This window comes from Campylobacter sp. RM6914 (genome assembly GCF_004803835.1).
Lineage (GTDB): Bacteria > Campylobacterota > Campylobacteria > Campylobacterales > Campylobacteraceae > Campylobacter_A > Campylobacter_A californiensis.
Map to the genome: position 1 here is coordinate 692077 of NZ_CP012545.1, position 17938 is coordinate 710014.

Annotated in this window: 23 protein-coding genes; 13 read left to right on the forward strand and 10 right to left on the reverse strand. The window is 37.8% G+C overall.

Annotated elements, in window-relative coordinates; translation table 11 throughout:
• The first annotated feature begins 119 nt into the window (after nucleotides 1-119).
• The 11 genes from CCAL_RS03665 to glyS all read left to right on the forward strand — a co-directional run bounded on the left by CCAL_RS03665 (nucleotide 120) and on the right by glyS (nucleotide 8762).
• A complete protein-coding gene (locus tag CCAL_RS03665) occupies nucleotides 120-764 on the forward strand; it encodes a Crp/Fnr family transcriptional regulator (protein ID WP_170016615.1) in 645 nt (214 codons plus the stop codon).
• A gap of 65 nt (nucleotides 765-829) precedes the next feature.
• On the forward strand, nucleotides 830-1006 hold the full coding sequence (locus CCAL_RS03670) for a YgaP family membrane protein (RefSeq protein WP_169938607.1): 177 nt from the start codon (nucleotides 830-832) through the stop codon (nucleotides 1004-1006).
• A gap of 86 nt (nucleotides 1007-1092) precedes the next feature.
• Nucleotides 1093-1572 (forward strand): 3-isopropylmalate dehydratase small subunit, encoded by a 480-nt coding sequence (locus CCAL_RS03675; RefSeq protein WP_169938609.1) that lies wholly within the window; start codon nucleotides 1093-1095, stop codon nucleotides 1570-1572.
• A gap of 19 nt (nucleotides 1573-1591) precedes the next feature.
• Complete coding sequence (gene leuB / locus CCAL_RS03680) at nucleotides 1592-2659, forward strand: 3-isopropylmalate dehydrogenase (RefSeq protein ID WP_170016613.1); 1068 nt, start codon at nucleotides 1592-1594, stop codon at nucleotides 2657-2659.
• Nucleotides 2656-2901 carry a hypothetical protein gene (locus tag CCAL_RS03685; protein ID WP_169938614.1) on the forward strand — a complete coding sequence of 82 codons (246 nt, stop codon included), beginning with the start codon at nucleotides 2656-2658 and terminating at the stop codon, nucleotides 2899-2901. The genes leuB and CCAL_RS03685 overlap by 4 nt, the downstream gene beginning before the upstream one ends.
• A complete protein-coding gene (locus CCAL_RS03690; protein ID WP_335890497.1) occupies nucleotides 2883-3251 on the forward strand; it encodes a CiaD-like domain-containing protein in 369 nt (122 codons plus the stop codon). Before CCAL_RS03685 ends, CCAL_RS03690 begins: the two co-directional genes overlap by 19 nt.
• Nucleotides 3217-4368 carry a CCA tRNA nucleotidyltransferase gene (locus CCAL_RS03695; RefSeq protein WP_169938676.1) on the forward strand — a complete coding sequence of 384 codons (1152 nt, stop codon included), beginning with the start codon at nucleotides 3217-3219 and terminating at the stop codon, nucleotides 4366-4368. The genes CCAL_RS03690 and CCAL_RS03695 overlap by 35 nt, the downstream gene beginning before the upstream one ends.
• Before the next feature lie 15 nt (nucleotides 4369-4383).
• A complete protein-coding gene (gene purU / locus CCAL_RS03700; RefSeq protein WP_169938618.1) occupies nucleotides 4384-5217 on the forward strand; it encodes a formyltetrahydrofolate deformylase in 834 nt (277 codons plus the stop codon).
• Entirely contained in the window at nucleotides 5217-5696 is a 480-nt protein-coding gene (locus tag CCAL_RS03705; RefSeq protein WP_169938620.1) for a tRNA (cytidine(34)-2'-O)-methyltransferase, read from the forward strand. The genes purU and CCAL_RS03705 overlap by 1 nt, the downstream gene beginning before the upstream one ends.
• Entirely contained in the window at nucleotides 5693-6619 is a 927-nt protein-coding gene (locus CCAL_RS03710) for an endonuclease/exonuclease/phosphatase family protein (protein WP_170016610.1), read from the forward strand. Before CCAL_RS03705 ends, CCAL_RS03710 begins: the two co-directional genes overlap by 4 nt.
• Before the next feature lie 115 nt (nucleotides 6620-6734).
• Nucleotides 6735-8762, forward strand: a complete 2028-nt coding sequence (gene glyS, locus CCAL_RS03715; protein ID WP_170016608.1) for a glycine--tRNA ligase subunit beta — start codon at nucleotides 6735-6737, stop codon at nucleotides 8760-8762.
• A 35-nt stretch (nucleotides 8763-8797) separates the two neighbouring features.
• On the opposite strand, the gene modD is transcribed toward glyS, so the two are convergent.
• The 9 genes from modD to CCAL_RS03760 form a co-directional block, all read right to left on the reverse strand.
• Nucleotides 8798-9637 (reverse strand): ModD protein, encoded by an 840-nt coding sequence (gene modD, locus CCAL_RS03720; RefSeq protein WP_170016606.1) that lies wholly within the window; start codon nucleotides 9635-9637, stop codon nucleotides 8798-8800.
• A complete protein-coding gene (locus CCAL_RS03725) occupies nucleotides 9634-9903 on the reverse strand; it encodes a helicase (protein ID WP_170016604.1) in 270 nt (89 codons plus the stop codon). Before CCAL_RS03725 ends, modD begins: the two co-directional genes overlap by 4 nt.
• A complete protein-coding gene (locus CCAL_RS03730; RefSeq protein WP_394346912.1) occupies nucleotides 9893-11983 on the reverse strand; it encodes a heavy metal translocating P-type ATPase in 2091 nt (696 codons plus the stop codon). Before CCAL_RS03730 ends, CCAL_RS03725 begins: the two co-directional genes overlap by 11 nt.
• Nucleotides 11952-12260, reverse strand: coding sequence for a YtxH domain-containing protein (locus CCAL_RS03735; protein WP_169999644.1), 309 nt, complete (start codon nucleotides 12258-12260; stop codon nucleotides 11952-11954). The genes CCAL_RS03730 and CCAL_RS03735 overlap by 32 nt, the downstream gene beginning before the upstream one ends.
• Nucleotides 12261-12569, reverse strand: coding sequence for a hypothetical protein (locus CCAL_RS03740; RefSeq protein ID WP_169999642.1), 309 nt, complete (start codon nucleotides 12567-12569; stop codon nucleotides 12261-12263). It lies immediately after the preceding gene.
• A 10-nt stretch (nucleotides 12570-12579) separates the two neighbouring features.
• On the reverse strand, nucleotides 12580-12903 hold the full coding sequence (locus CCAL_RS03745; protein ID WP_228026746.1) for a hypothetical protein: 324 nt from the start codon (nucleotides 12901-12903) through the stop codon (nucleotides 12580-12582).
• Complete coding sequence (locus CCAL_RS03750) at nucleotides 12903-13547, reverse strand: ferritin-like domain-containing protein (RefSeq protein ID WP_170016600.1); 645 nt, start codon at nucleotides 13545-13547, stop codon at nucleotides 12903-12905. The genes CCAL_RS03745 and CCAL_RS03750 overlap by 1 nt, the downstream gene beginning before the upstream one ends.
• Nucleotides 13540-13863 carry an HMA2 domain-containing protein gene (locus CCAL_RS03755; RefSeq protein WP_170016598.1) on the reverse strand — a complete coding sequence of 108 codons (324 nt, stop codon included), beginning with the start codon at nucleotides 13861-13863 and terminating at the stop codon, nucleotides 13540-13542. The genes CCAL_RS03750 and CCAL_RS03755 overlap by 8 nt, the downstream gene beginning before the upstream one ends.
• 86 nt (nucleotides 13864-13949) lie before the next feature.
• Nucleotides 13950-14396 (reverse strand): Fur family transcriptional regulator, encoded by a 447-nt coding sequence (locus CCAL_RS03760; protein WP_169938639.1) that lies wholly within the window; start codon nucleotides 14394-14396, stop codon nucleotides 13950-13952.
• 133 nt (nucleotides 14397-14529) lie between these two features.
• Between CCAL_RS03760 and CCAL_RS03765 the strand changes: the two genes are divergently transcribed.
• Entirely contained in the window at nucleotides 14530-14739 is a 210-nt protein-coding gene (locus CCAL_RS03765; RefSeq protein WP_169938641.1) for a hypothetical protein, read from the forward strand.
• Here CCAL_RS03765 and CCAL_RS03770 read toward each other — a convergent pair.
• Nucleotides 14736-15392 (reverse strand): lipid-binding SYLF domain-containing protein, encoded by a 657-nt coding sequence (locus tag CCAL_RS03770; protein WP_169938643.1) that lies wholly within the window; start codon nucleotides 15390-15392, stop codon nucleotides 14736-14738. The two genes, CCAL_RS03765 and CCAL_RS03770, sit on opposite strands and share 4 nt — an antisense overlap.
• A 186-nt stretch (nucleotides 15393-15578) precedes the next feature.
• On the opposite strand from CCAL_RS03770, the gene CCAL_RS09525 reads away from it, so the two are divergent.
• Nucleotides 15579-17846, forward strand: a complete 2268-nt coding sequence (locus CCAL_RS09525; RefSeq protein ID WP_336607771.1) for a molybdopterin oxidoreductase family protein — start codon at nucleotides 15579-15581, stop codon at nucleotides 17844-17846.
• Nucleotides 17847-17938 lie beyond the last annotated feature (92 nt).

Consider the following 17938-nt stretch of genomic DNA (forward strand, 5'->3'; position numbering starts at 1 on the left):
AAATTTCAGTGATAAAATCACTTTGTTAAAGAATTTTATTACATGAAAATAAATAAATACTAAGAAGATGTTTAGAATTTTTCAATACAATACTGGAATTACATAATTCAAGGAATAAAATGCTAAATGAAGCTGATCGTAAATTTTTAGACGAAAGTTTTTTGTCTAAGTTTGAAATTTCGGACGCCCATAAGCAACTTGTTATGGAAAAAAGTCTAATCAAGACTTTTAAAAAAGATGAGATCATCTATACAAAAGACGGTTGCAAGGGTTTTATCGTAGTAAAGAGCGGCAATATAAGAGCCTACATCGCCTCTAGTAACTTTAAAGAAATCACTGTTTTTAGCCTAAAAGATAATGAAAGTTGTGTGTTATGCTCCTCTTGTGTCAAGAAAAATTTCGAGATAGAGATAAATTTACAGGTGTATGAAGACACCGAAGTAGTTTTGATACCTATTGATAGTTATAAAATTTTAAGGGACATTTATCCCGAGATCATGAGTTTTACTTTAAATTTAATCTCAACAAGATTTGCAAGTGTTATTACCGTTATGGAGCAGGCATTGTTTCTACCGCTTGTTGAACGTATAAAAAATTTTTTAGAGCAAAACAGCACAGACTCAAGCGTTAAGATCACTCATGAACAGCTGGCAAACCACATCGGAAGCGCCAGGGAAGCTGTCTCAAGAGTCTTAAAAGAGATGGAAAAAGAGGGGCAAATAGAGCAAAAAAGAGGAGTTATTACTCTACGTCATGCAGTGTAACTTTATCACAAATTTAAACTTTTATTTGCGCTAATATCTCGTAAAATTTTTAAAAGGAGATAAATATGGTAAGCAAAAAGAGCAGAATTTTTAGAGTGATATTTGGGTTATTTTTGATGGTTGGTGTTTGGCTTTTATTTAAAAGCTACTGGGCATTAATAGGCCTTGTTCCTATAATAGTAGGTATTACAGGATACTGCCCCGCATGCCAAATACTTGGCAAATGCTCTTTAAAAAGATAAATTTCAAAGACGCCTTTTTATTGTTTGATTTGTTATTTAGCTTTTTTTGGTTAAAATCGCAAAAACTTACTATTTAAAGGCGTATTATGGCAAATAAAGTATGGAAATTTGGAAATAATATCGACACTGATATTATCATCGCTGCAAGATATCTAAATACATCTGACGAAAACGAACTAGCAAAACATATCATGGAAGACGCTGACCCCGACTTTGTAAAGAAAATTTCAAAAGGCGATATTATCGTAGCGGGTGAAAATTTTGGCTGTGGAAGCTCGCGTGAACATGCGCCTATCGCCCTCAAAGCTGCCGGCATAAGTGCCGTTATAGCAAAAAGCTATGCGAGAATTTTTTATAGAAACAGCTTTAATACCGGACTTTTAATCCTTGAGATAAATGAAACCGATGAGATCAATGAGGGTGATGAGCTAAAGATAGATGTTGATAACGGTGTGGTGCTAAATTTAACTAGCAAAAAAGAGTATAAATTTAACGCTATCCCACCTTTTATGCAAGAGCTTTTAAGTGCCGGTGGACTTATAGAATACGCAAAAAGCAAAATTTAAAATTAAGGTAAATACAAAAATGAAAAGATATAAAATTTGCGTTATAAAAGGCGATGGTATCGGTCCTGAGATAGTTGATGAGGCGATTAAAGTACTTGAGGCGACAAGCTTGAAATTTGGCTTAGAGATGGAATATGATTATAAGTTAATGGGAGGCGCGGCTTATGATGTTTTTGCTGAGCCGTTACCAAATGAAACACTCGATAGTGCTCTTAGCTCAGATGCAGTGCTTTTTGGTGCTATAGGTGGTGCAAAATGGGACAATTTGCCTCGCGACAAACGTCCTGAAAGCGGACTTTTAAAGCTTAGAAAAGGTCTTGAAGCTTTTGCAAATTTACGTCCCGCTGTTATTTATGATGAGCTTGTAGAGGCCAGCACTATAAAGCCTGAAGTCCTTCGCGATGTTGATATATTGGTTGTTCGCGAGCTAACCGGAGGAATTTACTTTGGTCAGCCTAGAGAGAAGACAGAAGACAGTGCATTTAACACTATGACATATACAAGAGCCGAGATAGAACGTATAGCAAAGATAGGTTTTGAGGCTGCACTAAAGCGTAAAAAACGCGTTTGCATGGTAGATAAGGCAAACGTTCTTGAGACAAGTCAGCTTTGGCGTGAAGTCGTAAGTGAAGTTGCTAAAAGATACCCTGATGTAAGCCTTGAGTTTATGTATGTTGACAACGCCGCCATGCAGCTAGTGCGTAATCCTCGCCAGTTTGACGTTATTTTGACGGAGAATTTATTTGGAGATATATTAAGTGACGAGGCAAGTATGGTTGTAGGCTCTATCGGCTTGCTACCAAGCGCAAGTATGGGCGGCAAAGTAGGAATTTACGAGCCTATACACGGCTCTGCACCAGATATAGCAGGTCAAGGTATAGCAAACCCGATCGCAACTATACTAAGTGCTGCAATGATGTTAAGATACGCATTAAATGAAGAAAAAGCAGCTACTTGCATAGAAAATGCCGTAAAAACAGCACTATCTCAAGGTTATCGCACAAAAGATATCGCCGCTTATGGAGCAAAAGAAATTTGCACCACAAGTGAAATCGGCGATGTGATCGTTAAAATAATAGAGCAATGAAAAACACCGTTACCGAAGCACTGATATATGAGGCTCAAGGGCTAAAAGACGACGCCCTTGAGATTTATAAAAACATCCTTAAAAATGATGCGAACAACAAAGAGGCACTTGCTGCGATAAGGCGTTTAAGCGGACTTCGCAAAGGTCGCAAGATACAAAATGAACTTATGAAGGATTTTTTTATAGACATGAATACACCTGAAGAGATAACGGAATTTAAAAGGTGGTTAATAAGAATATGAAGCTTGATGATATAGCAAGAATGGCGATAGACGAGGTTAGCGCGGAGCTTGAGAAGATAGAAAATATGACCAAGGTTGAGGAAGAGCAAAATTTATCAAGTTCTAAAGAGGATGAAGCACAAGAAGATATCGCTTTGCAAAAAGTAGATGAGCCAAAAGAGAGTGCCAAAGAGATAATAGGTAGCGAAGAGATATTTTTACGTAATCTAAAAGAGCGTATAGAAGTTCTTTTTGAAGGGTTAAACGAGATGTCACAAAAAGATCTACCCCAAAGACTAGAACTCACGCTTAAATTTCTTGAATTTGTTCTTGCAAATGTTGAAAACAGGCTTGAAAATTTATCAAAATAAAGCCTTAGATGAGGTGCGAGAAATTTTAGCGCCTCATACTTCACGAGCCTATCTTGTAGGCGGTTGTGTTAGAGACTCCATTTTGGGGCGTGAAATTTATGATTATGATATTGAAGTTTATGATATATCGCCTGATAAATTTGATAATATCATGCAAGATGTCGGTGCAAGCGGTGTAGGCAAGAGCTATTTTATCTACAAATTTAAAGAATTTGACCTAGGACTTCCACGTACGGAAAATAAAACCGGCTTAAGACATACCGACTTTGAGGTAAGCTACTGCAATGATGAAAAAGCAGCCTCTCAAAGGCGTGATTTTAGTATCAATGCGCTTATGTTAAATATCTTTAACGGCGAGCTGATTGATAACTGGAGCGGGCTTAGCGACCTTAGAAATTCATCTATAAGGCACATTGATGATGAGAAATTTTGCGAAGATCCGCTTAGAGTTTTGCGCGCTGTTCAGTTTGCATCAAGGCTCAATTTTAAAATCTCTCAAAAAACATTAGAGCTTATGAAAACTCTTGATCTGTCCTGGCTTAGTAAAGATAGGATAGCTTGTGAACTACTTAAATTTTTTAAAGCAAAACATCTTGAAGTCGGCACATTTTACCTTTACGAGCTTGGACTTTTTGATAAGTTGTTTAACCTTAAAATTTCACGAGACGAGCTTGATGATTTTTGCAAAAAGCTGCAAAACGCACGTAAATTTATAGATAGTTCAAGGCTATTTTTGTATCTTTTATCTAATGAATTTTCTTTAAATTTGACGCAAATTTTAAAAGAATTAAAGTTGCCTAAAATTTATGAAAAGATATTAAAAGAGCCGTTTTATAAGGATCAGCCGAGTGATTTTGAGCTTTTGCAAATCGCGCAAAATTTACCACTTAAGCAGTGGCTCGGCTGCTATAGCCAAAAGCGTGTCGATAGGGCTAAAAAGCTAGGTTATTACGACGAACAATTAGAGATAAAGATCGACGCAGCCAGCATAATACAACAAGGCTTTACAGGCAAAGCCGTAGGCGAACAAATAGAGCTTAAAAAAAATGAAGAGATAGAAAAAATTCTTGCCGAAAAAGGCTTAAACAAGTCAAAATTTGATAAAATCCAAGACTAAATTTTAGGAGTTAGTATGCAAAAATACATTTTGAAAATAAAATGTAGTGACGAAAAAGGGCTGATATATAGAGTTTCTGATGTTATATTTAAACATCGTCTAAATATCGAAACAAACAATGAATTTGTTGATAAGGAAAATAATCGCTTCTTCATGCGTGCCGAGCTTAGCGGAGAACTAAACATAGGTGAGTTTTGCGGTGTGCTTGAAGCTGTTTTACCAAGCGATGCAGAGATAAGCTGCCTTGCAAAAGCAAAAAAAGATATCATTGTTTTAGCGACAAAAGAGACACATTGCTTGGGTGATTTGCTTATTAAATTTGATAGCGGAGAGCTAAATGCAAACATTGTTGCCGTTGTCGCTAATCATGAAATTTTAAGAAGTTTGGTTGAGAGGTTTAACATACCTTTTCATGTTGTATCGGCTGAAGGCATGAGTAGAGAAGACCACGAAGATGCGGTGCTTGAAGTCATGTCACAGTATAAATTTGACTACGCGATCTTGGCTAAATACATGCGTATCCTAACGCCAAAATTTGTCAATGCTTACCCGCAAAAAATCATAAACATACATCACTCGTTTTTACCTGCTTTTATCGGAGCAAATCCTTACAAGCAAGCATATGAGAGAGGTGTTAAGATCATCGGAGCAACGGCGCATTTTGTAAACGACAACCTAGATGAAGGTCCTATCATCACTCAAGATGTGATACATGTAAATCATGAAATGAGCTGGCAAGATATGCAACGCGCGGGACGCACATGCGAAAAAAGCGTTTTATCAAAAGCACTTGACCTTGCGTTTGATGATAGACTTTTTATAAATGAAAACAAAGTGATAGTTTTTTAATGTTTAACATAGTTTTAGTTTCCCCGCAAATTCCGCAAAATACCGGAGCTATAGGGCGAATGTGTGTAAATGCAAATTTAAAGCTTCACATCGTAAAACCAACCGTTTTTAGTCTTGATGAAAAGGCGGTAAGGCGTGCAGGGCTTGATTATTGGAAGGTATTAGATCCTGTTATATGGGAAAGCTTAGATGAGTTTTTAGAGCAAAATTTAAAATTTAAAGATAGATTTTTCTTTGCTACGACTAAGACAAATAAGCTTTATTTTGACGCCAAATTTAAAAGTGGGGATTTTATATTTTTCGGCGGAGAAAGCACGGGGCTGCCTGGTGAACTAATGAAAATAAACGAAGATAACAAAATAACAATCCCAATGGGAAAGCAAGGCAGAAGCCTAAATCAAGCAATGAGCGTGGCGATCGTGGCTTATGAGGCTATAAGACAAAATATAGCTGAATTTGACTTTAGGGTGCCGATTTGAGAGCGGTTGTTTTACTTGTTTTTTGCGTCGTTTTTGCGTTTTGTCAAAATATAAAAATTGCAACTTATAACGTTGAAAATTTATTTGACGGAATAAATAACGGTAACGAATACTCTGACTTTCGTATAGGTAAAGGCAAGTGGAGCAAAGAAAAGGCTAGGCAAAAACTTCTTCGTATAAAAGAGGTTATAACTGCTTTAGATGCTGATATTATCGCTCTTCAAGAAGTAGAAAACGAAGAGGTTTTAAAAGAACTCATAGCCGGCACAAACTATAAGTATATAAATTTTAGCACGAGCAAAAATGCTCCTGTAGGGCTTGGCGTGATATCAAAGATAAAGCCAAGCTCAAGTGAGGCTTATAAAGTCCACGGTATAAAAACGCGTGATATTTTAAGGGTTAAATTTAAACTTCAAGATGGAGAATTTAGCCTTTTCGTCGTGCATTTTCCAGCCTTTAAACGTAACGGCTTAGAGGCACAAAAAAGAGCAGAAAGAACTCTTAGAGTGGCTTTAGCGCAGCATAAAAATGCTATCGCACTTGGGGATTTTAACACCGTCTACTCTACGTCGGATAGATCGCTTTTATACAACATCACGACTACTAAAAACTACACAAATCTTTGGAGCGAGGTAAGAGAGTATAAACAGCGCTACTCGTATGCAAGATCGGGTTCAAATAAACGTGCGATAGACCATGTGCTTTTAAGTCCAGAATTTATGGACAAAAAAGGTCAATTTGTCTATGTTTGTGATAGTTTTAAGGTGTTTAAGCCAAATTTTATGATGGATGGCGAATACGCAAAAAGTGAGAAGAATTTAAGTGTGTATTCTGATCATTTGCCGCTTGTTTTTGAAATTTCAACTGATAAAAATTTGCTTTGCGGTATAATGAGCAAATTTTTAAATCGGATAAATATGTAATGGATAGAATTCTTGATATTTTCATGACCGCCTTATTTGTGGCATTTTTGGTATTTATGCTACGTGGCGTTGCACTTAATATAAGCGAAAAACAAAAAAGGAAAGAGGACAAAAAATGACAAAAGAGTTGCTGATCGAAATCGGTGTTGAAGAGCTTCCTGCGATACCGTTTCTAAAAGAGTTGCCAAATATCAAAACAAAATGGCATAAAGTGCTACAAGAGTATCGCTTGGATGGCGAGTTTGAATTTTACTATACGCCAAGAAGGCTAGTTTTTCTACACAAAAATTTTAGCATCTCACAGCCTGATAGCACGGTGGAATTTATCGGCGCGCCAAAGCATGTTGCGCTAAAAGACGGTGCTTTTACAAAAGCGGCGTTGTCGTTTGCCGGCAAATGCGGTATTAGCGAAAGTGAGCTAAAATTTAAAGAGATAGATGGCAAAGAGGTTTTATTTTACGAAAAAGAGCTAAAAGGCGAAGCTAGTAAAAACTTGCTTGGCGATATGATAGAGAAGTTTTTACTATCTCTTAGCTTTGGCAAGTCTATGCGTTGGGGCAATGGCGAATTTGAATTTATCCGTCCTGTGCGTTCGTTTTTATGTATCTTTGGTGATGAGTTTGTAGAATTTGAAAAATTTGGCGTAAAAAGCGAAGGCTCTACTTATCCTCACAGAAGTATCAGTTATGATAAAATTTCTATCGCAAACATCGATGAGTATTTTAGCGGATCAAAATCACGCGGTATCATCCTTGACGCAAATGAGCGCAGGGCGATTGTGCTGGCTGCATTTGATGAAATTTCAAAGAAAAACGGAGTACAGATAGAAATAGACGAAGAGCTACTTGATGAAGTAGTGACGATAACCGAGTATCCAACCGCGCTTTTGGGTGAATTTGAGAGTGAATTTTTACAAATCCCAAGCGAAGTCATCATAACTTCCATGAAAGAAAATCAACGATATTTTCCGGTGTTTAAAAATTCAAAGCTAAGCAACCACTTTGTTGTCGTAAGTAATGCTATAAGTAACGATAGTGCGCTTATAGTTCGCGGCAACGAGAAAGTTTTAAGGGCTCGTTTAAGCGATGCGATGTTCTTTTGGCAAAGCGACTTAAAAGCAGAATTTAGTCCTGAAAAGCTAAAAAATATCACTTATCTTAAAGAGCTTGGAAGTATTTACGATAAAGAGCTAAGAGAGGTTAGAGTAGCTCAAATTTTAGGCAAAATGTATAAAGATAGGCTAGAAAACGAAGTCGGCAAAGACTTTAATGCAAAGCTTGAAAGAGCTGTGATGCTAAGCAAGGCAGACTTAACAAGCGGCATGGTTTATGAATTTACCGAACTTCAGGGTATAATGGGTCATTACTACGCACGTGCAAAAGGCGAAGATGAAGCGATAGTAACCGCTATAAAAGAGCAATACCTACCAGATGGTGAAGATGCACAGTGTCCAAGTGGTGTATTTAGCTCGGTCGTCGCACTTTCAAGTAAACTTGATGCACTGTTAGGGCTTTTTAGCGTAGGCAAAATTCCAACCGGCACAAAAGATCCCTACGCACTTAGACGTGCGGCAAACGGTGTTATCAGGATAGTTCAAAACATGGGTTTTGAGTTTGATATCGTTAAAGTTTTAGAAGAACTCAAGGACGGATATAAAGAATTTGACACCAGCATACTTGAAGAGTTTATACTTGATAGACTTTATGTATTTTTTGATGTAAATTCTTCTATCGTAAAAGCTTGCATAAATAGCGGCAAGCGCGATATAAACGAGCTTGGTAAGGCGATAAATGCTCTAGCTAAGATCTCAAAAGATGATGAATTTAAAGAAAATTTCTCTACCTTTAAACGTCTTGCAAATATCATAAAAGATAGCGAAATTTTAAATGTAAATGAGAATTTGATTAAGAACGAATACGAAAAAGCCCTAAATGATAAATTTGGCGCACTGGATAAAAAAGAGGGCGACTATGAAGGGCGCTTAAATGAGCTGTTTGGGCTAAAAGATAGTATTGATGGCTTCTTTGATAATGTTATGATAAATGACGAAGATCCAAATATAAAGGCTAATCGCATCGCTATAATCGGACAAATTTATAAAGAATTTTTAAAGATAGCAGACATTAAAGAGATCAGCTTTTAATAACACATACAAGGGTCAAGCCTTTGACCCTTTGCCTATATAAATGAAATTTTACCTGTAAGATCGGCTGTGCCTTGAGTGTATGGTGCCGATGTTATTACCGCATTTATGCCTGTCTTTGCAAACTCCTTGCAGTTTTTTAAATTTATACCTCCTGCTGCAGTTACTATGATGCTTGAATTTGTTTTATTTTTAAGCTCTATGGCTTTACTAAGTTGCGATGGGCTAAATTTATCACACTGGATAACGTCCGGCTTGTAATGCAAAAGCGTCTGAAATTCGCTTAAATTTTCACACTCTATCATTATCTTTTTTTCTGGCAGATTGGTTTTAAAGTCGGCTATATGTTCGCAGAAATTTTCAAAACTTTTGTAAGCCTTGATATGGTTTGCGAAAAATAGCACGCTGTCGCTAAGGTTTGCCCTATGTATGCGTCCACCGCCGCTTATAACGGCATTTAGGCAAAATTCTTTTGCAAAAGGAAAGTTTTTTCGCGTGGTTTGGACTTGACAATACGGGCTAGCGTCCTTACATAAAGCTACCATGTCTGCAGTATGTGTTGAAATTTTACACGAGTATTCAAATAAAATTTGTATCAGCTTCCATGCTTTATGTAAATTTTCAAAGCTACCGCTCGCGTTAAATATCGGCTCTTTTGCTTTATAAATTTCACCGTCTTTTCCTGTGTTTACATCTTTGCATTCAAGAAATTCTGCTATGCGTATTGCTGTGGCTGTGTTGCTTAAAACAATTCGCTCACGTGTAAAAATTTCAAGTTTAGCAGGGCGCTCTTTACCCTCGCAAAGTGAGGTCGTAAGATCGTTTAATGGGAGATCGGAGTGGATATACTCCCAAATTTTTGCGTCACTTATCATTTTGTGCTAAGGGCTATTTTCTTACGTTTTTTGGACTGTTGGGTTATAATTTTTTGCGCAAAACCATTATTGTAAAGTCCGTGATGATATATGCTAAAGCCGACAAGTGCTACGCCTGATATGATATGTAGCGCTTTTATAGTTTTGTTTTTCATGCCAAACGCACTTAATGTAACCACTCCAAGTGACACACCAAGGCCGACTTTTGCGACTTTTCTTTGAGTCTCAAGATTTAGTAATGAGCCGTTTAAAATTTTATTTTGCAAATTTTACACCTTTCATTGAATTTAAAAGTAGCCAGATCGTAGTTCCGTTGTGCAGTATTGCGGTTGCGATAGGGTTTAGTATGCCAAATGTTGCTGCTACTAGGATGGCGGTATTTATACCAACGGTTGAGTTAAAATTTGAGCCGATTAGCTTCATTGTTTTTACAGACAACTCTTTGGCGATAGCAACACTTGCTATATCGTCCTTAAGTAGGCTTATATCAGCAGTTGCCTTTGCTATGTCTGCACCCTTGTGCATACTTATGCCTACGTTTGCTTTTGTTAGACTTGGTGCATCGTTGATGCCATCTCCTATAAATGCAACATTTTTACCTTCGGCTTTTAGTTCTTCTATTATCTTTGCTTTATCCGTTGGCAAACATTCTGCGTATACACGGTCACAACCAAGCTCTTTAGCAACCTCTTGAGCTTTTGCTTTTATGTCTCCGCTTAACATAATAATCTCTTTTACACCAAGAGTTCTTAGCTTGTCTAATGTGGCTTTTGCGTTTTCTCGCATATCATCTTTCATCGCGATAACGCCGACTAGTTCTTTGTCGTATCCGACATAAAGTAGGGTTAGTCCTTTGTTTAGTGCATCTTGTATGACTTTATCTTGCCCGGCAAAGCTTATACCTTCGTCATCTTCTAAAAAGTGTCTTGAACCGATAACGACCTCTTTTTTATCCATGGATGTTTTGACGCCGTGTGCAACGATAAATTCGACCTCATCGTGATGTATATGATGAAAACCGCGTTTATTGGCGGCTTCTACGATCGCCTCTGCTACAGGGTGGAAGTAGTGCTCTTCGGCGCTTGCGGTTAAATTTAAGATATCTTCTTCGCTTAAATTTTTCTTGAACGAAAATATCTTGACCACGCTAAGTCTTCCATGGGTTAGAGTTCCTGTTTTATCAAACACAAAAGTATCTGCCAAATTTAAAGCTTCGATCGCCTTCGCGCCTTTGATTAAAATCCCGTTTCTTCCGGCCTTTGAGATACTTGACTTAAAAGCCACCGGAGTTGCTAGCTTAAGCGCACAAGAGTAGTCTGCTTGAAGCACGCTTGCGACACTGTTCATATCGCGGTTTATCAGATAGGACACACCAGCTAAAGATAGAGTGACCGGCACTAGTTTGTCGGCCAGTTTTGTAGCTTTTAGCCCGACGCTTGATTTTTCGTTTAATGAGCTTTGGATGTATTCTTTGATACGGGCCGTAGCTGTTTCGTCGCCAACATTTTCAGCCCAAATTTTGATCCGGCCATCTTCGACGACAGTCCCGCTCATGACGCGGTCGCCTCTTGATCTAGCGATAGGCTCTGCCTCTCCGGTCATTGAGACTTGATTTACACTAGCATTTCCGTCAACTATATATCCGTCTATGCCTATGCTCTCTCCTGCGCCGACAACTACTATGTCGCCTTTTTTAAGTTTTTGGGTTTTTACTTTTTTAAGTCCTAGGCTGCCGTCTTCTTGGCGAATTTCTATCCAAACCTCTTCGATATTTGGTCTTGCAAGCTCTTTTATGAGATCATCGCTTCTATGAGAGGTACTTTCTTCCATGTATTCGCCTAAATTTAACATGAAATTTGTGCTGTTTGCGGCTAGATGGTCGCCTCTTGCAAGGCTAACGCCAACAGCCATAGACTCAAGAACTTTAGATGTTACTCCCTCTTCTTTTAGTTCTTTTACGCCTTGTAGTAAATTCGCACTACTTGCATAAAGTCCCAACGCAGTTTTTGTGTAATTGCTAGAGATGAGCGGACTTATCGCCATTACGGCACCTGACTTGTATATCTCGACCTTACTTGGCAAGGAAGTGTCTTTTGGCTTTTTTGGGATCTTTAAATTTTGTATGAAATTTAAAATTTCATCAAGATCGCCAAAATACTCTACAACGATACTTTTTGCGTATTTGTTTACGCGCACGCTTTTTACGCCTTTGTGCTCGCCGATATTAGCCTCTATGACACTTACGTCGCTTCGGTTGTTTAGCTCGTCACAGATAATACGAATTCGGTTACCGCAGTGATGTGCGATACGTAGATTATTTTTGTGCTTCAAGCTCTGCTTTGACATCTTCAAACCGCTCTTTTAGCTCTTCTATGCCGGCATTTACAAGCTCTCCGCCTTTTATGATAGCTTTAAAAAGGCGCTCTTGTGCTTTGGGATTAGTAAGTACATAAGCTGCTACGCCGCCGATAAGTAGTCCTTTTATAAAGCCTGCGGCATTAAAATTTTCAGGAACAAAAGGTAGTTCTTTGGCTGCTTCGTTTATGGCTTTATCTACTCCGTTTTGGGGAGGTGTAGTTACTTGAACTTGAATTTCTTGGTTGTCGATATATGGATTTTTCATTTAGTTACTCTCCGGTTTTATTAAATTTTCTATTAAAATTAGTGCACCGATACCAAGGGCGGTCTTTGTAGCCGCACTCATGTAGTTTCCTTTGGCGATAGAGTTTGACGCACTTATGCCTACGGCTGCTACCACACCGCCGCCTAGGCTAAATTTCAAAACTCTCTTTGCGACACCAAGGGGAGTTTTTTTGTTTTTATTTCCTAGCTCAAGCGCAGTCGCGCTCATAGCACCCACTAGAGCGCCGCTTACGAAGTGGTCAAACGGCAGTCTAGTTGTTGAAAGCATAAGAGCTTTACTTTTGCTCATATTATATCCCCTATGCTTGATCGTTAGCTACTTGCGGTTTTGCTTTAGCAGTAGACGGTTTTTTAACACTTTTTTTAGCGGCTGGTTTTTTCTCGCTTTTTGTTTGAGTTTTTAAGATCTTTTCTTGAGTAAATTCCTTTACGTCACCTGCGATATCTTTGCTTTTTTTAAAAAGGTCTTTTGCGGTTTCTTTACCTTTTTCAAAGCCGTCAGCCGCACACTCTTTTACCTTATCTCTTTTGTTGTAGGCTACTACAGCCAATGCGCCCAATGCGACGCCTGCAATAAATGGAAGTGCCATTTTAGCTCCTTTCTTGTTTGTATTTTGTATCATTATTTATCCTTTGGTTCTAAATTTTTACCGACTATGGAGATACCAAGAGCGCCTAGTGCAAGACCGCTAAAAAACGAAAAATTCGGATTATTTAAAATTTTCATCATCTGGGCTTTATCGGCTTTGCCACTTATGATATCTTGCAGATCGTTGCTTATTTTAGCGAAATTTTCTTGGTATTCGTTTATAACACCCTCATAGCCTTTTTCTTGTAAATTTTGTATTAAATTTTTTATATTATTTTGATCATCTTTGTCGCTAGACATGGTCTTAGAAAGTTTTGCTTTTAGGGCGACGATGTATTCGTTATTTGATGTAGCCCAAAGTCTAAAAAATAGATCTTTTAGCTCATCATCGTCTAAATTTTCACAGAAATTTTCATACATTTTATTTAGTTGAATTTCATAATTTAACGCACATATAAATGCATCCTGGGCGCAAGTCGGTTTTAAAAACGCATTTTGCGTCTCATCTTCGTTTAGCTTAAGCTTTTTAACCTTGGCATATGTTTGTATAAGGGTTATGGCATTTTGTCTTAGGGCGTAAATTTCTCTAAAAACATCATCAAATTCGTTTAAAATTTCATATAAAATTTGAGCATTTTTTTCGCTTAAATACGCTGCGTCCAAAAAGTCGTTATGCACAATACACCTCTTTTGCGATGTTGTTTATCTTGACTGAAATTTGGTCTAAATTTTGTCCCTCAAGAAGATCGTCCCATAAAATTTTAGGGAAAATTTCATTGTCATACTCGATCGTTACAGAGCCGATGATCTTGTTAAATTTGACGTTTTTTATGCCGTTTATCTTTGCTATAACACTGTCAAGTTCACCTAAATTTATGCTTTGCGAAAGGTCCTTGATCTTTGGATCAACCCTAACTCTAAGGCGACCCGGAGTGTGAGCTATCTTGCTAAAATAGCTTGATATTTGCATTAAAATTTCTAAATTTATATCCATTTTTTATCCTTTTGTCGGCATTATGTAATTAAGTAACTTAAATGTTACTTAAAGTTTTTTGCCTCTCGTTATCAAAATCCAAATTATTATGAGAAATTGTTTTTCAGACACTCATCACATATTCCATAAAGTATCATCGAGTGCGATATGCAAGTGAAATTTTTATCTTTACAAATTTTATCCTGAGCGTCTTCTATAAAATCATCTCTAAAGCTTTTAACTTTTCCACATCTTTCACAGATAAGATGATCGTGATGTGCGGTTAAATTTAACTCAAATTTTCTTACGCCGTTGTCGTCATATACGTTTGTAAGGTTACACTCGCTTAAGAAATTTAGTAAAGCATAGATGCTTGGCATGGAGATGTTTTGTTTGTGTCTTTTAAGAAATTCGTCTTTTATATCGGCTGCGCTTAAATGCGATGAGGCATGATATAAAATAAGTAAAATTTTCTCTTTTGCGTATGAATTTTTATGGTTAAACTCACTCATAAAATGTGATAAATTTTTATAAAAATTTTCAAAGTTTTCCATCTTGTATCACCGCAAATTTGATATTAATTACTAAGTATTTATAATAATACCTCATATTAACTATAAAGAAAATAAAGCCAAATATAAGGTTGTTTTGGTATAGTTTCGCAATTTTTTGACTTAAGGAAAACTAATGACGTATGACGAGCTTGAATTAGATGCGGTTTTACTTGAAATTTTAGAAAATCGCGGCAGTTTCGACTCTATGGATGATGAAGAGCTTTATGAGCTTATAGAGCATGTTGCGACTTTTACGGATGGGGATTATGAAGAAGCGTTTGAGTATATGACGCAGTTTTCGCCTATACCTAAAAAACGCTTCATCTCTTTATTTACAATCTAACCTTTAAAACTTTGCCTAGCTAGTTCTTGCAACTTCTTTGTGTATTTACTAGCTTTTGGGCTGTTGTTATAAATATCTTCGTAGTCGTATATCCTATCGTAATAATCTATCGTATCTTGTCTGTTTATGCCCATATGTGAAATTTGAATTCCAACTCCAAGATAAATTCCTCTTGAGTTAGATGACTCTCTTGCGTAAGCAAAAAATTCAGGGGCATTTGTGGTTATAGCGCCTCCGCTTGCGTTATTTATCATCGTTGCTTGTGTGCTTAGGGAAATTCTATAGTTATTTTCAAAAATTTTATGATAGCTGCGAGAGTTTTTGTAAACGATGATAAGATCAACAGAGCTTAATCCAAGGGTTGCACCAAGCTCAATTCCTGAAAAATCCACAAAAAACGGACTTGAAATTTGACCGTCATCATTTTTAGCCACAAAGATACCTTTGCCATTTATAACGCTAACTCCGGCTCCACCCTTGGTAAGATCTGTAAATATCGCTATCGCGCTAGCGTCTTTTAATAAATTTTGATCTTTATTTTCTATGATAAAGTCATTTAGGACGTTTATGGCGCGTTTTACTTTTTGGTTTTGCACAATATCGGCCGATAAAATAGTGGCAAAAAATGCCAACATGAGTAGAATTTTACGCATTTTGATTCCTTTTTGTTCTAATTATATTAAATTCTAGTAAGTATATAATATAAAAATATTTAATTAATTTAAAAAATTAAAGAAAAATTTATATTTATTTAAAGTTAATTGTGTAAAAATTGCATAATTAAATATGTAAAAATAACATATTTAAAATAACCTGTAAAACAGGTAAAGGAGAATACGATGAAAAGTGGTGGTAAAGTCATTTGCCCGTATTGCGGAACCGGCTGCGAGGTGGAATTGTTTGTCGAAAACAACGTGATAAAAGCAGCCGTTGGCGTTGAGGATAACCCCGTAAACGAAGGAAGTCTCTGTTTAAAAGGTAGCTACGGCTGGGACTATGTAGGCTCTCCAGACCGACTAGTAAAACCATTGATCCGTAAAAAAGACGGAGTGTTTAGCAAAGACGGCGATCTAGTAGAGGCAGAGTGGGACGAAGCGCTTGATCTTGTCTCAAACAAGATAAAAGAGGTGGTTGCCAAACATGGCGCTGATGCTTTAGCGGGAAATTTTTCTGCACGTTGCACCTTGGAAGATAACTACGTTGCACAAAAATTAATGAGAATTTTAGGGACAAACAACGTCGATCACTGTGCTAGAATTTGACACGCTCCGACTGTGGCAGGTCTTGCCAAAACTATCGGTAACGGAGCGGCTACAAATAGCTTTACGGAAATTGGCATTTATAGCAATTGCGTGCTTATGATAGGCTCAAACCCTGAAAACGGACACCCAATTGCTGCCATGCACATACAACGCGCTTTAAATCGTGGCGCAAAACTCATCGTGATAGACCCGATAAAAACAGAATTTGCAAATCGTGCCGATGTGCATTTACAACTCGAACCTGAGCATAATATACCTGTTATAAATTCCATGATCTATACGATAATAGAAGAAAATTTAGTAAATCAAGAATTTGTAAAAAACCATACAAATGGCTTTAAATACCTAAAAGAGGCGGTAAAAGACTACGCTCCCGAGGTTGTAGCTAAATATACCCGCCTAAATGCCGACGATATAAGAAAAGCAGCTAGAATTTATGCCACCGTAAAACCTGCTGTCATCACTCACGGCATGGGAGTTACTCACTTTAACCACGGAGTAGGCGGGGTTTGCGATGTGTCAAATTTATTTTTGATCACGGGAAATATCTGCGAGCTAGGCACCGGCGACTTGCCTTTAAGAGGACAGGAGAATGTTCAAGGCTGTTGCGATATGGGTGTGCTTCCAAATGTTTATCCAAATTTAGGTCAAGTAACAGACCAAGCTGCTAGGGAGTGGTTTGAGAGCAAGTGGCATTTACCAAAGGGCCATCTAAGTGCAAAAATAGGCATACACAAGACAGAAGTTCCTGACGCCATTATAAATGGTCAGGTTAAATTTTTCTGGACAATAGGTGAAAATCCCGTCATCTCAGAGCCAAATACTAACCATTTTTTAAAAGGGATTTCTATGGTGGAGATGTATGTGGTGCAAGATATCTTCTTGACTGAAACTTCACGCAAGGCCGACGTGGTATTTCCTGGTGTTGCAAGCAGTGAGAAAGAAGGGCTTTATGCAAACGCAGAGCGAAGAGTTCAGCATAATGACGCTGTTATCACACCTCCAGGAGATGCGCGTCAAGACTGGTGGATAGTGTGTGAATTAGCCAGGCGGCTCGGACTAGGAGAGCACTTTACATATCAGTCTCCTGAGCAAATTTGGGAAGAGGTTCGCAGGATAGATCCTAGAAGATACGGCGGCATGAGCTACTATCGTATCAAAAAACATCACGGGCTTCACTGGCCTTGTCCTGATGAAAATAGTCTTGGTGGACAAAGCTTGTATCTTGATAAAAAATTCTTTACTCCAGATGGCAGAGGAAATTTTGTTCCTTGCTTGTTTGTTGATAGCATCAAAGATATTGAGCCTGCAAAAGCAGAATTTGCTAAAAAGCACGCAATGCCTGAAAACTATCCTGTTATGGCCGGATGTGTTGATGAAAAGACAGACGAGAAGTATCCTATCCAGCTACTTACTACAAGAAAGGTTTATCAATACACCGTAGGAACGATGACTCGTCGTTCTCGTGCGATAGAAGAGGGCGGAGATAGTATTGGTCCGATAGCTGAAATGAGTGCCGCGCTGGCAGCTCGTTACGGTATATCGCATGGGGATTTTATCAAGGCTTGGAGTAGATATGGTTATATCGTTGTAAAAGCCGATATAACCGACTGCGTGCCTGACGGTATCATACAGATGACCTTTCACTACTGGGAGAGCTCTTGTAACGAGCTAACAAGCTCCGGCTGGGACTTTATCTCCAAGACGCCGACATTTAAAGCTGCGATCGAGATCAAAAAGATAGATGAGGAGGAATTTTTACGCGTGCGTGAGTTAAAGCGTGAGAAATTTCAAACAAACAAGATCATATTTGATGACTTCCATCATTATCCTATGACGTTTTAAGCTTTAGTCCCGTTTGGTTGCGGGGCTAAATTTAAAGCCGATATTTATATTTTTACTTGTAAAATACCCCGAAAATTTACTTAAAGCGTATA

What these genes read in the sequence shown, in the direction of transcription:
- CCAL_RS03765 (WP_169938641.1), top strand. Translation starts at nt 14,530, where the DNA reads ATGACGTATGACGAGCTTGAATTAGATGCGGTTTTACTTGAAATTTTA.
- CCAL_RS03760 (WP_169938639.1), bottom strand. Translation starts at nt 14,396, where the DNA reads ATGGAAAACTTTGAAAATTTTTATAAAAATTTATCACATTTTATGAGT.
- CCAL_RS03735 (WP_169999644.1), bottom strand. Translation starts at nt 12,260, where the DNA reads ATGAAAAATCCATATATCGACAACCAAGAAATTCAAGTTCAAGTAACT.
- CCAL_RS03670 (WP_169938607.1), top strand. Translation starts at nt 830, where the DNA reads ATGGTAAGCAAAAAGAGCAGAATTTTTAGAGTGATATTTGGGTTATTT.
- CCAL_RS03770 (WP_169938643.1), bottom strand. Translation starts at nt 15,392, where the DNA reads ATGCGTAAAATTCTACTCATGTTGGCATTTTTTGCCACTATTTTATCG.
- CCAL_RS03730 (WP_394346912.1), bottom strand. Translation starts at nt 11,983, where the DNA reads ATGTCAAAGCAGAGCTTGAAGCACAAAAATAATCTACGTATCGCACAT.
- CCAL_RS03705 (WP_169938620.1), top strand. Translation starts at nt 5,217, where the DNA reads ATGTTTAACATAGTTTTAGTTTCCCCGCAAATTCCGCAAAATACCGGA.
- glyS (WP_170016608.1), top strand. Translation starts at nt 6,735, where the DNA reads ATGACAAAAGAGTTGCTGATCGAAATCGGTGTTGAAGAGCTTCCTGCG.
- purU (WP_169938618.1), top strand. Translation starts at nt 4,384, where the DNA reads ATGCAAAAATACATTTTGAAAATAAAATGTAGTGACGAAAAAGGGCTG.
- leuB (WP_170016613.1), top strand. Translation starts at nt 1,592, where the DNA reads ATGAAAAGATATAAAATTTGCGTTATAAAAGGCGATGGTATCGGTCCT.
- CCAL_RS03755 (WP_170016598.1), bottom strand. Translation starts at nt 13,863, where the DNA reads ATGGATATAAATTTAGAAATTTTAATGCAAATATCAAGCTATTTTAGC.
- modD (WP_170016606.1), bottom strand. Translation starts at nt 9,637, where the DNA reads ATGATAAGTGACGCAAAAATTTGGGAGTATATCCACTCCGATCTCCCA.
- CCAL_RS03695 (WP_169938676.1), top strand. Translation starts at nt 3,217, where the DNA reads ATGTTGAAAACAGGCTTGAAAATTTATCAAAATAAAGCCTTAGATGAG.
- CCAL_RS03685 (WP_169938614.1), top strand. Translation starts at nt 2,656, where the DNA reads ATGAAAAACACCGTTACCGAAGCACTGATATATGAGGCTCAAGGGCTA.
- CCAL_RS03665 (WP_170016615.1), top strand. Translation starts at nt 120, where the DNA reads ATGCTAAATGAAGCTGATCGTAAATTTTTAGACGAAAGTTTTTTGTCT.
- CCAL_RS03745 (WP_228026746.1), bottom strand. Translation starts at nt 12,903, where the DNA reads ATGATACAAAATACAAACAAGAAAGGAGCTAAAATGGCACTTCCATTT.
- CCAL_RS03740 (WP_169999642.1), bottom strand. Translation starts at nt 12,569, where the DNA reads ATGAGCAAAAGTAAAGCTCTTATGCTTTCAACAACTAGACTGCCGTTT.
- CCAL_RS03675 (WP_169938609.1), top strand. Translation starts at nt 1,093, where the DNA reads ATGGCAAATAAAGTATGGAAATTTGGAAATAATATCGACACTGATATT.